Below are 13,805 nucleotides of genomic sequence, written 5' to 3' on the forward strand. Positions count from 1 at the left end.
CATCACCGCGAAAATCACGCATTAAAACCTGGCATCCACTTTGCATTATCTGATTAACCATTTTTGACGATGCGCCAACGGCGGTGCATCAGTCTTCGGGATAAAGGCGTCCAACGGTGCTTCGGCACTGTCGGGCGCTTTTTTTTGGCTTTTTTTCAGGAGTGGTCATGGCGGATTTGTCGAGACGGCGGTTTTTGCAGGCCAGCATGCTGGCGAGTGGGGCGATACTGTTACCGGGTGTCATGCATGGCGCATGGGCGGCGGGTTCGGATAAACCGGAGCAGGAAACAGTGCGCATTGGGTTTATCCCGCTGACTGACTGTGCTCCGGTGGTTATCGCGGCCCTGAAAGGCTTTGATAAAAAATACGGCATCACCATTGTCCCCACCAAGGAAGCGAGCTGGGCGGCGGTGCGCGACAAACTTGTCGCGGGAGAACTGGATGCTGCACACATTCTGTATGGCTTGCTGTACGGGCTGGAATTGGGGATCGCCGGAAAGCCACAGCAAATGGCGAACCTGATGACGCTTAATCAGAACGGACAGGCCATTACACTTTCCAGCGATCTGGCCGACAAGGGCGTGCGTGACCTCGACGGATTGAAAAAACACATCGGGAAGCAGGCGCCGGGGACGTACACCTTCGCGCACACTTTCCCGACCGGGACCCACGCCATGTGGCTCTACTATTGGCTGGCCAGTGCAGGCATTCATCCGTTCGACGATGTCCGTACCGTGGTCGTACCGCCACCGCAAATGGTGATGAATATGCGCATTGGCAACATGGTCGGCTTTTGCGTCGGTGAGCCGTGGAATGCGCGGGCCATCAACGACCGCATCGGTTTTACCGCCGCAACGTCGCAGTCGATCTGGGCCGATCACCCCGAAAAAATACTCGGCACGCGCCGGGACTGGGTTGAGAAAAACCCCAATACCGCCCGTGCGCTGGTGAGTGCTGTACTGGAGGCTTCTCGCTGGATAGACGCCTCACCGGAAAACAAACGTGAAACCGCGCAGATCCTCTCGCGTCGGGCCTGGCTTAACACCAAAGAGCAGTACCTCACCGGGAGAATGCTCGGCGAATACGACAACGGCATTGGCAAGCGTTGGCAGGATGCCAACCCACTCCGCTTCTTCAATAACGGGGCGGTCAGCTATCCGTACCTGTCAGACGGTATGTGGTTCTTAACCCAGTTCCGCCGTTGGGGATTACTCAAAACCGCACCGGACTACGCGGCCATTGCCGCACGCATTAATCAGACCTCGGTCTGGCAGGACGCCGCCACGGCCGTGGGCGGGATCTCTGCACCATCATCACCTGTTCGCAGCAGCACCCTGATGGACGGCACCGTCTGGAACGGTACCGACCCGGAAGGTTACGCCAACCGCTTCGCTATTCACCGTAAAGGGGCTTGATTATGCAGCATCTGCAAAAGACGAAATCACAAGCGATACCGGAGAGCGGGGAAGTGATTACCCTGCCTCCGGTGCAGGTTCGCCGCCGTCCACCGTCATTTTCCCGGCGGATCAACGGCCTTTTACAGCGCCTCATCCCGGCACTACTCGGGCTGGGGCTACTGGTGGTGCTCTGGCAACTGGCTGCGATTAACAGCAAGGGGTTTCCGACACCGCTCAGCACGCTGGATTCAGCAATCACGCTGTTTGCCGATCCGTTTTACCGTGACGGGCCTAACGATATGGGCATCGGCTGGAACGTACTCGCGTCTTTGCAGCGTGTGGCGGTGGGCTTTGGCCTCGCGGCGCTGGCGGGTATTCCGCTGGGCTTCCTGATCGGTCGTTTCACCTTTTTCTCGCGCATGTTTACGCCGTTGATTGCACTGCTGCGCCCGGTCAGCCCGCTGGCGTGGCTACCAATCGGTCTGCTGTTGTTCCAGAAAGCCGAGCCTGCATCGAGCTGGACCATTTTTATCTGTTCCATCTGGCCGATGGTGATTAACACCGCTGAAGGGGTGCGTCGTATTCCGCAGGACTACCTCAACGTCGCCCGTGTGTTGCAACTTTCCGAGTGGACCATCATGCGCCGTATTCTCTTCCCGGCCGTGCTGCCCGCTGTGTTGACCGGGGTACGCCTTTCTATCGGCATTGCCTGGCTGGTGATTGTCGCCGCCGAGATGCTGACCGGAGGTTTAGGGATTGGCTTCTGGATCTGGAACGAGTGGAACAACCTCAACGTTGAAAACATTCTCATCGCCATTGTCATCATTGGCGTGGTCGGGTTGCTGCTGGAGCAGGGGTTGATGCTGATCGCCCGTCGCTTTAGCTGGCAGGAAAAATAAGGAGCGAAGATGAAACCTTTAATTCAGGTCCAGGCTGTTAGTCAGCGTTTTTCCACCGCCAGCGGAGAGTTTCTGGCGCTGCAAAACGTCTCTTTTGATATTCACGAAGGCGAAACCGTGAGCCTGATTGGCCACTCCGGTTGCGGTAAATCGACGCTGCTGAACCTTATCGCCGGGATCACGCTGCCCACCGAAGGCGGGTTGATCTGTGATAACCGGGAGATTGCCGGGCCAGGGCCGGAGCGTGCGGTTGTCTTCCAGAACCATTCCCTGCTGCCGTGGTTGACCTGTTTCGACAACGTCGCCCTGGCAGTGGATCAAGTGTTTCGTCGCACCATGAGCAAGGCCGAGCGCAAAGAGTGGATTGAGCACAACCTTGATCGCGTGCAGATGGGGCACGCCCTGCATAAACGACCGGGGGAAATTTCCGGCGGTATGAAACAGCGCGTGGGTATCGCCCGGGCGCTGGCGATGAAACCCAAAGTCTTGTTGATGGATGAACCGTTCGGCGCACTGGATGCGCTCACCCGGGCCCATCTGCAGGATTCAGTGATGCAGATCCAGCAGGCACTCAACACCACCATTGTGCTCATCACGCATGACGTGGACGAAGCCGTGCTGCTTTCAGACCGGGTATTGATGATGACTAACGGCCCGGCGGCCACCGTCGGTGAAATCTTGCACGTTGATCTACCGCGTCCGCGCAATCGGGTTCACCTGGCTGACGACAGTCGCTATCACCATATGCGTCAGCAGATCCTGCATTTCCTCTATGAAAAGCAGCCCAAAGCGGCGTGAAGGAGCGGCGACGATGCGACTGATCATTATCGGCAATGGGATGGCAGCAACGCGGCTGATTGCCTCGCTGACTGAGCGTGCGCCAGGTCGTTTCGCTATCACCGTGTTTGGCGATGAACCAGAGCATGCCTATAACCGCATCCAGCTTTCACCGGTGCTGGGTGGCGAAAAAACGGCTGCGGGTATCTGTCTTCAGGATGACGAATGGTACCAGCAGCGCGGCGTGACGGTGCTGCGGAACGAAAAGGCGATTGCCGTGAATGTCGACACGCGGGAAGTGCAAACCGCCGCCCGCACGCTGGGTTGGGATGCGCTGGTGTTTGCCACCGGATCTACGCCCTTTGTTCCGCCAATCCCCGGCGGCGATGCACCGCATGTGTTCACGTTCCGTACCCTGGCAGATACCCGGGCTATTCAGGCGATCGCTGGCCCGGCGGTGGTACTGGGAGGCGGCGTACTCGGGGTTGAGACGGCGGCAGCGCTGGCACGTAAAGGTGACAATGTCACTCTTGTTCATCGCGGTCCGTGGCTGATGGAGCAGCAGTTGGATCGGCAGGCGGGAATGCTGCTGGAAGAGGCGCTGGCGGCGCGGGGGGTGGGCTGTGAGCTTGCCTCTGGCATCGCGGAGATAAGCGTAAATAGTGTGACGTTGCTCAACGGGCGCAGCATCGCCGCCACGCGCGTGGTACTGGCAACCGGCGTACAGCCCAACATCGCGCTGGCGGAGGCCAGCGGCATTCGCTGCAAGCGCGGCATCGTGGTGGATCACCAGATGCAAACCTCCGAGCGGAACGTCTACGCCATTGGCGAGTGCTGTGAAATTGACGGTCAGACGTTTGGCCTGGTCGCCCCCTGTCTGGCGCAGGCGGATATGCTTGCCGCTCGACTGACCGGCGACGTCACCGCGCCATTTGCCCGGACCGACAACGGCGTGCGCCTCAAGGTGACCGGCGTGGAGCTGTTCAGCCTTGGTCGTGCGGCGGAGCAGGAGGGCGATGTCGTCTGGAGCGCATGGGACCCGCTGTCCCGTCACTATCGACGTTTACTGATCCATCAGGGGGCGCTGGCTGGCGTGTTGCTGATGGGCGACTGCCGCAGCGCGGCAATATTTACCGATTTACTGGCAACGGCGGCTCCTGCTCACGCGGACTGGCTGTTCGATCGATTCACTACGCAGCCACAGGTTGCAGGACGGAATGTTATGACAAAACCTACTCTGGTGGTGGTTGGACACGGTATGGTCGGCCACCATTTTCTCGAAGAATGTGTTAACCGCAATTTACACCAGCAATACCAGATTATCGTCTTTGGGGAAGAGCGCTATGCCGCCTACGACCGGGTGCATCTGTCCGAGTATTTTGGCGGGCGTAGCGCAGAGTCGCTCTCACTGGTGGCAGGGGATTTTTTTGCTGAACACGGTATTGAGCTGCGTCTGTCCCGGCAAATTGTCGATATCGACCGGGACGCGCATGTGGTTCGTACCGCCAGCGGACACGAAACCCACTGGGACAAACTGGTTCTGGCAACGGGTTCGTATCCGTTTGTCCCGCCGGTGCCGGGCAACACGCTGCCGGGTTGCTTTGTTTACCGTACCCTTGATGATCTGGACAACATTTCGGCCCATGCGGCGGGTTCGCGCCGCGGTGTGGTGATTGGTGGCGGCCTGCTGGGGCTGGAGGCGGCGAATGCCCTTAAACAGCTCGGGCTGGAAACCCACGTGGTGGAGTTTGCGCCGAATCTGATGGCGGTACAGCTCGACAACGACGGTGCGGCAATGCTGCGTAAAAAAATTGAAGCGCTCGGCGTAGGTGTCCATACCGGTAAAGCAACCACCGAAATTGCGCCGACAGATACCGGGATGGTATTGCGCTTCGCCGACGGTGAACAGCTGGAAACCGATATGGTGGTCTTTTCTGCCGGGATCCGCCCGCAGGATGCGCTGGCTCGCAGCAGTGGGCTAACCATTGGCGAACGCGGCGGGATTTGCATTGATACCCACTGTCAGACCTCCGATAAAGACGTGTTTGCGATTGGGGAATGTGCCCTGTGGGAAGGGAAAATTTTCGGTCTGGTGGCACCAGGCTACCAGATGGCGCGCATTGCGGCGGCGACGCTGGCCGGGGAGGAAAAATCATTTACCGGGGCTGATATGAGCACCAAACTGAAACTGCTTGGCGTGGATGTGGCTTCGTTTGGCGATGCGCATGGCCGGACGCCGGGTGCGCTGAGCTATCAGTGGACGCACGGTCCGCAGCAGGTCTACAAAAAAATCGTGGTCAGCCATGACAGCAAAACGCTGTTAGGTGGCGTGCTGGTGGGCGATGCCAGCGAATACGCCACGCTGGTGCAGATGATGCTCAACGGGATAGTCCTGCCGAAAGAGCCAGAGACGTTGATTTTACCCGCCGTGGCGGGCAGTGCGCCGAAAGCGCTCGGTGTGGCGGCGCTGCCGGAAAGTGCGCAGATTTGCTCCTGTCATAACGTCAGCAAAGGTGATATCTGCCGGGCTGTGAGCGCCGGTGCGACGGACATCGGGGCCATCAAGCAGTGCACGAAAGCGGCGACTGGCTGCGGCGGCTGCAGTGCGCTGGTCAAACAGGTGATGGAGTACCAGCTTGCTGAGCTGGGCGTGGAGGTGAAAAAGGATATCTGCGAACACTTCCCGTACTCGCGCCAGGAGATTTATCACCTGGTACGTGTTAACCACATTCACACGTTCGATCAGCTGATTAGCCGTTACGGACAAGGTCACGGGTGTGAAATCTGTAAGCCGCTGGTGGGCTCAGTGCTGGCGTCCTGCTGGAACGAATATCTGCTGAAACCGGCGCATCTGCCACTGCAGGATACCAATGACCGTTATTTTGCCAACATTCAAAAAGATGGAACTTACTCCATCGTACCGCGGATGCCGGCAGGAGAAGTGACCGCTGACGGGCTGATCGCCATCGGCCAGATTGCCAAACGTTATCAGTTGTACAGCAAAATTACTGGCGGGCAACGTATTGACCTGTTTGGCGCTACGCTCGAGCAGTTGCCGGAGATCTGGCAGGCGCTGGTGAATGCCGGATTTGAAACCGGGCATGCCTACGGCAAATCACTGCGCACGGTGAAATCCTGCGTCGGGTCAACCTGGTGTCGTTACGGCGTGCAGGATTCCACCAGGCTCGCGGTGAAACTGGAGCACCGTTACAAAGGTCTGCGCGCGCCGCACAAAATCAAAATGGCGGTGTCTGGCTGTACCCGTGAGTGCGCCGAGGCGCAGAGCAAAGATGTCGGGGTGATTGCTACCGACAAAGGCTGGAACCTCTATCTGTGCGGTAACGGCGGCATGAAACCGCGCCATGCAGATCTCTTTGCCAGCGATCTGGACGATGAAATGCTGATTCGCACGGTTGATCGTTTCCTGATGTTTTATATCCGTACGGCGGACCGTTTGCAGCGTACCAGCACCTGGATGGACAACCTGGAGGGCGGTCTCGACTATCTGCGTGAGGTGATCCTCAATGACAGCCTGGGCATTGCCCACGAGCTGGAGCAGGAGATGGCCCGTGTTGTGGAAACCTACCAGTGCGAATGGCAAACCACGCTTAACGATCCAAACCGTCTGGCGCTGTTCCGCACCGCAGTGAACGACGCCGCAGAGGATCAAAGCAAACGCTGGCAGGAAATTTGTGGTATCGACGATATCCCTGAGCAGGCAGGTATTGGTGCGCGTCTGGGACGCAAAGCGATTGCGCTGTTCCGCTTTGGTCAGTCTGTTTACGCCCTCGACGATCTGGAGCCAGGCAGCAGTGCAAATGTGCTTTCACGCGGCATTCTGGGGGATGCGGCGGGTGAGCCTGTAGTCGTCTCTCCACTCTATAAACACCGCATTCGTCTGCGTGATGGGTGCCAGGTTGATAACGGCGAACCAGCGGTTCGTGCCTGGCCGGTGAAAATTGAAAACGGCAAGGTATGGGTCGGGAATGATGCGCTGCTTTTACGTGCGGAGGCCTCATGAATGAAACCCGAACAACGTGTCCGTACTGCGGGGTAGGCTGTGGCGTAATCGCCAGGGTCAAAGGCGAAAAGGTCACCGTGCGTGGGGATGACCACCATCCCGCCAATTTTGGCCGTCTGTGCGTGAAAGGTTCGGCATTAGGTGAAACCACAGGGCTGCAGGGGCGGCTGCTTCATCCGGAGGTTGACGGCCAGGTGGTGCCCTGGTCGCAAGCGTTAAGCACGGCAGGCGAGCGGTTGCGGGCGATCATCGACACCTGGGGGCCGCAGGCGGTGGCGTTTTACGCGTCGGGTCAATTGCTTACCGAGGACTATTATGCCGCCAATAAGCTGATGAAAGGGTTTATCGGCGCGGCCAATATTGATACCAACTCCCGACTCTGCATGTCGTCGGCGGTGACGGGCTACAAACGCGCGTTTGGTGAGGATGTGGTTCCGTGCAGCTACGAGGATGTGGAAAACAGCGATCTGGTGGTATTGGTCGGGTCGAACGCTGCATGGACGCATCCGGTGCTGTATCAACGGTTAGTGCAGGCGCGACGCAACAATCCTGAGATGAAAGTGGTGGTGATTGATCCGCGCAAAACAGCCACCTGCGATATTGCGGATTTACACCTGGCACTCACACCCGGCAGTGATGCCGGGTTGTTTGTCGGTTTACTCAATGTTATTCAGGGAACTGACGCATGGCCAATTACCCGTGTGGCGGAGTTCTGCGGTCTCTCGACAGAGGATATAGGGCGCTTTTACGACTGGTTTGTAACTGCTCCCCGGGCTATCACGCTTTACACCATGGGGATCAACCAGTCCTCCAGCGGCAGCGACAAATGCAATGCCATCATTAATGTCCATCTCGCCAGCGGGAAGTTTGCCCGTCCGGGCTGCGGTCCGTTTTCGTTGACCGGGCAGCCCAATGCGATGGGCGGGCGGGAAGTCGGTGGGCTGGCAAATCAACTGGCGGCACACATGAATTTCGAGCCGGACGATCTTTCACGTGTGGCGCGTTTCTGGGGAACGGAAAGGCTGGCGCAGACGCCGGGCCTGATGGCAGTAGAGTTATTTGATGCCATCGCCCGGGGTGAGGTGAAGGCGGTCTGGATCATGGGCACGAATCCTGCCGTCTCTCTGCCGGACAGCCATGCGGTGTGTCAGGCGCTGGCAAACTGCCCACTGGTAATGGTGTCTGAAGTGATGCAGGAAACGGATACCAGTCGGTTTGCCCATATTCGTTTCCCTGCGCTGGGATGGGGAGAGAAAGACGGCACGGTGACCAATTCCGAGCGGCGTATCTCGCGCCAGCGCGCGTTTCTTCCTGCGCCGGGTGAGGCAAAGCCGGACTGGTGGATAATTTCTCAGATCGCGAAACGGTTAGGTTACGGGTCAGCGTTTTCCTGGGAACATCCTCAGGCGATCTTTTGCGAACATGCTGCGCTCTCTGCCTTTGAGAATAACGGCGCGCGGGCGTTTAATTTGCACGAACTTGCGGCGCTAAGCCGAGACGAGTGGGATCGAATGGAGCCTTATCAGTGGTCTGCGGGGCGTTTTTCGCAACGAAATGTTGTACCCGTCGATCCCTTGTCGCATGGTGCGACGGTAAGCCCTCTTTACCCGTTGATTCTCAACACCGGACGTATCCGCGATCAATGGCACACCATGACCAGAACGGGGTATGTACCCAGACTGATACAGCATATTGCCGAGCCCTTTGTTGAGGTTTGCGCCGCAGATGCCATTCGATTTTCACTGTGTGACGGGCAGTTGGCACGCATCAGTTCACCGCGTGGGGTGATGGTTGCCAGGGTGCGGGTAAAAGACGGGATTCGGGAAGGTGAGGTGTTTGCACCGATGCACTGGAATAACCAGTTTGCCCGTCAGGGAAAAGTTAACGTGCTGGTGGAAGGGCGTTGCGATCCGGTCTCGGGTCAGCCAGAGAGTAAACAAACCGCTGTCAGGATCATGCCCTGGCGACCACAGTGGCAGGGGGAGCTTTATGCCCGTGATCTGCCGGAGCTGCCGTCTTACGTCTACTGGTGGCGTAAAGCCACACGGTTGACCGTGGCAGGGGATAACCCTCTGCTGGAATGGGTGATGGCACACTGCACCGGGCAAGGATGGCAACTGCAGGTCGCCCAAACCAGTGAGCGCAGCAGCGTGCTGGCATGGCATAACGGCGAACTCATGCTTGGGTTCTGGGAAGGTACCGCGTTGCCGGTGCTGTCACATCCGGTGATTGAGGCCGCTTTTCAGTCGCCGCCCGAGCAACCAGCAGCGCGCCATGCATTGCTGAACGGGGAGGGTGTGGGGAAGCCTGTCGATCCGGGACGCATTATCTGTAGCTGTTTCTGCGTCGGGGAAAATGCGATACGGGAGGCCATTGTCGGAGGGTGTGGCTCCGTCGCAGAGTTGGGGGTGAAACTACGGTGTGGCACCAACTGCGGCTCCTGCGTGCCGGAACTGAAAGGGCTGTTTGGGATGTCAGGGGTATGAATTTGTAAGTCGGGTAAGGTGAAACCGCCACCCGACAATCAGGTTCAGGATAATCCTGAAATTTGCGCTAAGACTGCATTTCATAACTTATCGCGTTAATATTAAAAGCGTTGCCTTATAAACTCAGGTTCTTATTTACGACGTTGATGGCTGTATCGTCCTGCATTCGCTTTCTGTTATTACTCCCCCTTCTTACGGTGGGAGCCGTTCACGGTGCCCCGAGTTCCTTTGTGCATCAGGCAGAAAATCCCTTTGATAACAACGGGGATAGTTTGCCCGATCTCGGAATGGCCCCCCCAACCGGCGAGGGAGAAAAACACCTGGCCGAAATGGCAAAAGCGTTTGGTGAAGCCAGTATGACCGATAACGGTATGACCACGGGCGAGCAGGCGCGCCAGTTCGCGTTTGGTCAGGTACGTGATGCGGTGAGTGGGGAAGTGAACCAGCAGATTGAGTCCTGGCTCTCGCCCTGGGGCAACGCCAGCGTCAATTTACTGGTGGATGACGACGGTAAATTTAACGGTAGCAGCGGGAGCTGGTTTATCCCATGGAATGATAACAACCGTTACCTGAGCTGGAGCCAGTTTGGCGTGACGCAGCAGACGGATGGCCTGGTCAGTAACGCCGGGGTAGGTCAGCGTTGGGTCGCCGGCAAGTGGTTGCTGGGCTACAACACGTTTTACGATAACCTGCTGGATGAAAACCTGCAGCGTGCCGGGCTGGGCGCGGAAGCGTGGGGTGAAAATCTGCGTCTGTCAGCTAACTACTATCAGCCGTTTGCCAGCTGGCGTGACAGCTCTGACATTCAGGAGCAACGCATGGCGCGCGGGTACGATGTCACCGCCAAAGCCTGGTTGCCGTGGTTCCATCATCTGAACACCAGCGTTAGCTTCGAGCAATATTTTGGCGATAACGTCGACCTGTTCAACACCGGAACCGGCTATCACAACCCTGTCGCGGTAAATCTGGGGCTCAACTATACCCCTGTTCCGCTGCTCACGTTGACGGCGGCACATAAGCAGGGAGAGAGTGGCGTCAGTCAAAATAATCTCGGGCTGAAACTTAACTATCGCTTCGGCGTACCGCTTGTAAAACAGATCTCTGCCGGAGAAGTCGCCGCCACGCGCTCCCTGCGCGGGAGCCGCTATGACTCGCCGGAGCGGGACAACCTGCCGGTTATGGTGTTCCGCCAACGCAAAACGTTATCAGTGTATCTGGCGACGCCACCGTGGGATCTGAAAGGAGGCGAGACCGTGATGCTGAAGCTGCAAATTCGCAGCACGCATGGTATTCGTCAGATCCACTGGCAGGGCGATACCCAGGCACTGAGCCTGACTTCACCGACGAATAGCAACAGCAGCGACGGCTGGAGTGTGATTATGCCGGCCTGGGATGACCGTCAGGGGGCAACTAACCGCTGGCACTTGTCGGCAGTGGTAGAAGATGAGAAAGGTCAGCGCGTCTCTTCCAATGAGATCACGCTTATCGTGGTGCAACCGCTGGTCGCATTACCTAACGACGACCCGCGCTGGAGGCTGCTGCCGGATGAGTAATGCTTAAAAAATCCGTTCCTGATGTACCCACACTGCGGCTTCAACCCGGGATTTTAACTTCATTTTCTTCAGCATGTGTTTCACGTGTACTTTGACTGTGCTTTCGGTGATATCCAGGCGGCGGGCAATCATCTTGTTTGGCAGACCCTGAGCAATCAGCTTGAGAATGTCACGCTCACGTGGCGTTAACTGACTGACGTCGCGGTCAGAGGTGGCGCGGTTCGCACGCAGGCTGGCGGCCAGTACCGGCGTTAATGCTTCGCTCAGCACCATCTCTCCTGCGGCAGCCTGTTGCAGCGCTTTAAGCAGATCTTCCGGCTCCATATCTTTTAGCAGATAGCCGTCGGCGCCACGCTTCAGTGCTGTGACCACATCTTCTTCATGGTTCGACACGCTAAAGACCACTACGCGACCGGAAAGGGATTTTTCCCGCAACTTGTCGAGGGTTTCCAGACCGTTCATGCCGGGCATATTGAGATCAAGCAGGATCAGATCAGGATCAAGCGCTTCAGCAAGCTCAATGCCTTGCTCACCGTTGCTGGCTTCGCCTACGACGGTGATATCGGGGGCCATGCTGACCAGCTGTTTCACGCCTGTACGCAGCATCGGATGGTCGTCGATCAACAGAATTGATGCCGGTTCCTGATTAGTCATGGGTTTCTCCTTGAGCAGTTGTGAGCGGTTTCTCGGGAATAAAGGTGACAACAACTTCCGTGCCACCTGTCTCTCTCCGGCGAACCTGGCAATCACCGCGCAGGCTTTGGGCGCGGTCTCGCATGATGATTAAACCATAGTGGTTAGTTCGTTCGGCATTTTCCGGCACGCCGCGGCCGTTGTCATGAACCGTGAGCCTGACCTGATTATCGTGCTGGCTGACGGTGACGGTTACCGCCGTCGCGTCGGCATGTTTGAGCACATTACTCAACGCCTCACGGGCGATCTGCAGTAAATGAATGGCCTGATGCGACGGGACAAACCGTGGCGGTAACTGGTAATCCAGTTTTACCGGGAACCCCAATCGGGCGCTAAATTCGTGACAGCTGGATTCCAGGGCGGGGCGCAGGCCCGGTTCAGTGAGCTGCAGACGGAAAGTGGTCAGCAGTTCACGAAGTTGCACCCAGGAGGTATTCAGCTCGTTGCGGATCTGGCTCAGCAGTTGTTTATTACTTTCCGGCATCTCCGTATCCTGCATTTGCAGGCAGCTCACCTGCATTTTCATACAGGAGAGCGACTGGGCGATGGAGTCGTGAAGCTCGCGGGCGATGGTTGCGCGCTCTTCCATAACGATCAACTGCTGCTGTTTTTCCTGATGACGGTCGAGTGCCAGTGTGGCCGTCAACTGTTCAACCAGCGTATCAACCAGTTGCTGCTGGTCGTGGCTAAGGTGACGACCGGCCGGCAGGGTTGCCAGCAGAATGCCGTACTGGGTGTGGTTGTCCGTCAACCGCCACTTCAGCGTGGTGCCACTCGACGTCAACGGCGGCAAGCCGCGAGGACAAAGATGGCAACCTTTGTCATCACAGGACATATCGGACTGGCAGGTAAACTCCTGATGGTTTTCTTCGTCTTCCACATCGTAAACCCGCAGCTCCAGGTCGTGAAGCAGGGTCAGATTTTGCAGGCCATTCAGTACCGGCGAGAGACGCTCGCAGAGCGGCACTTGCATATGCAGACGACGGTTGGCTTGCCACAGGAAGGAGAGCATCTCGTTTTTCTGCTCCAGCCCGGCCGTTTTTTCCTGAACGCGCTGCTCCAGCACCGCGTAGCTTTCGGAGAGTTCTGCCGACATGGTATTCAGGGCCTGGCCGAGCATCGCCATCTCATTGCGCCCGCTGATATGGGTACGTTGAGTAAAATCTCTTGCGGTGACCGCGCGGGCCATCGCCAGCAACTGTTTCCAGGGATTCAGCAGCCGTGCACGGAGCCAGACAATCGTGAAGATGAGTAACAGCCCCATACACAGCGCCATTGCACGGTGCATCATCACTACCCGGTCAATACGCAATTCGGTGGTTTGGTCAAAAGAGGAGACCAGGGCATCAATGCGTGATACGAAACCCGCAACGTCCTGCGCAACAGACTCTGAACCGCGCGCCTGTTTCAGTCCCGGCTGCAGTTGGGTATGCCAGTAGCCCTGGAGTGCTTTAAGCTGAGATTGCTGACCGGCGCGAATGGCGGCGTTTTCCAGTTCCGGGCTGAACGCCGTGCGTTCCATTTCATCGATGAGGGGCTGATCGCCCTGCGTCAGGGGAACCGATGCCAGCAGACGGTAACTCTGCATACGTAGCGAGCCTGCCTCATTGATGGCATGCGCGTTACCCTGTACTCCCTGTACCAGCCAGCCGGAGATCGCCATGCCCGTCACACCGAGGGCGGTGGACAGCAAAACGATCAGCGCGACCTGATTCACGAGTGTCAGCGGAGATAAACATCTTTTTAACATAGAGTTGCCGTGCTCCTGACGTGGCCTGCTTGCAGGAATGGCGCTATTCTGGTGCATACCCTGGAGTATACCCATACCAATAAAGGATTACCCCCAAATTGCCAACGAAGTAACGGGAAGGGGGTGGGGGTAGCAAGGAAACGTCAGTACCGTGAAAAACCACATCTTTTTTACCGTAATAACCTACTCATTAAGGATGAGAGCTTTTTTTTCGCCGCAAATCCTCCCA

8 protein-coding genes are annotated in these 13,805 nt (G+C 57.4%); 6 read left to right on the plus strand and 2 right to left on the minus strand.

Annotation, left to right across the window (positions count from 1 at the left end):
• Positions 1-167 precede the first annotated feature (167 nt).
• From V6E55_RS01235 to V6E55_RS01260, 6 genes are all read left to right on the plus strand, one after another.
• Positions 168-1,415, plus strand: a complete 1,248-nt coding sequence (locus V6E55_RS01235; protein WP_316941969.1) for a CmpA/NrtA family ABC transporter substrate-binding protein — start codon at positions 168-170, stop codon at positions 1,413-1,415.
• Between the two features lie 2 nt (positions 1,416-1,417).
• Complete coding sequence (gene ntrB / locus V6E55_RS01240; protein ID WP_316941970.1) at positions 1,418-2,296, plus strand: nitrate ABC transporter permease; 879 nt, start codon at positions 1,418-1,420, stop codon at positions 2,294-2,296.
• 9 nt (positions 2,297-2,305) lie between these two features.
• Entirely contained in the window at positions 2,306-3,094 is a 789-nt protein-coding gene (locus V6E55_RS01245; RefSeq protein ID WP_114977004.1) for an ABC transporter ATP-binding protein, read from the plus strand.
• Positions 3,095-3,107: 13 nt separating this feature from the next.
• A complete protein-coding gene (gene nirB / locus V6E55_RS01250; protein WP_316941971.1) occupies positions 3,108-7,094 on the plus strand; it encodes a nitrite reductase large subunit NirB in 3,987 nt (1,328 codons plus the stop codon).
• A complete protein-coding gene (locus V6E55_RS01255) occupies positions 7,091-9,580 on the plus strand; it encodes a nitrate reductase (RefSeq protein WP_316941972.1) in 2,490 nt (829 codons plus the stop codon). Before nirB ends, V6E55_RS01255 begins: the two co-directional genes overlap by 4 nt.
• 146 nt (positions 9,581-9,726) lie before the next feature.
• Positions 9,727-11,133 (plus strand): YchO/YchP family invasin, encoded by a 1,407-nt coding sequence (locus tag V6E55_RS01260; RefSeq protein WP_316941973.1) that lies wholly within the window; start codon positions 9,727-9,729, stop codon positions 11,131-11,133.
• A 3-nt stretch (positions 11,134-11,136) separates the two neighbouring features.
• Here V6E55_RS01260 and narL read toward each other — a convergent pair whose 3' ends face one another.
• A complete protein-coding gene (gene narL / locus V6E55_RS01265; protein ID WP_028018756.1) occupies positions 11,137-11,787 on the minus strand; it encodes a two-component system response regulator NarL in 651 nt (216 codons plus the stop codon).
• Positions 11,780-13,576, minus strand: coding sequence for a nitrate/nitrite two-component system sensor histidine kinase NarX (gene narX, locus V6E55_RS01270; RefSeq protein WP_236921429.1), 1,797 nt, complete (start codon positions 13,574-13,576; stop codon positions 11,780-11,782). The genes narL and narX overlap by 8 nt, the downstream gene beginning before the upstream one ends.
• Positions 13,577-13,805 lie beyond the last annotated feature (229 nt).

This window comes from Enterobacter sp. 342 (assembly GCF_036663495.1).
GTDB lineage: Bacteria > Pseudomonadota > Gammaproteobacteria > Enterobacterales > Enterobacteriaceae > Enterobacter.

Bases quoted from the DNA above. Each gene is read 5' to 3' on its own strand.
- V6E55_RS01235 (WP_316941969.1), top strand. From the start codon at position 168: ATGGCGGATTTGTCGAGACGGCGGTTTTTGCAGGCCAGCATGCTGGCG.
- ntrB (WP_316941970.1), top strand. From the start codon at position 1,418: ATGCAGCATCTGCAAAAGACGAAATCACAAGCGATACCGGAGAGCGGG.
- V6E55_RS01245 (WP_114977004.1), top strand. From the start codon at position 2,306: ATGAAACCTTTAATTCAGGTCCAGGCTGTTAGTCAGCGTTTTTCCACC.
- nirB (WP_316941971.1), top strand. From the start codon at position 3,108: ATGCGACTGATCATTATCGGCAATGGGATGGCAGCAACGCGGCTGATT.
- V6E55_RS01255 (WP_316941972.1), top strand. From the start codon at position 7,091: ATGAATGAAACCCGAACAACGTGTCCGTACTGCGGGGTAGGCTGTGGC.
- V6E55_RS01260 (WP_316941973.1), top strand. From the start codon at position 9,727: ATGGCTGTATCGTCCTGCATTCGCTTTCTGTTATTACTCCCCCTTCTT.
- narL (WP_028018756.1), bottom strand. From the start codon at position 11,787: ATGACTAATCAGGAACCGGCATCAATTCTGTTGATCGACGACCATCCG.
- narX (WP_236921429.1), bottom strand. From the start codon at position 13,576: ATGTTAAAAAGATGTTTATCTCCGCTGACACTCGTGAATCAGGTCGCG.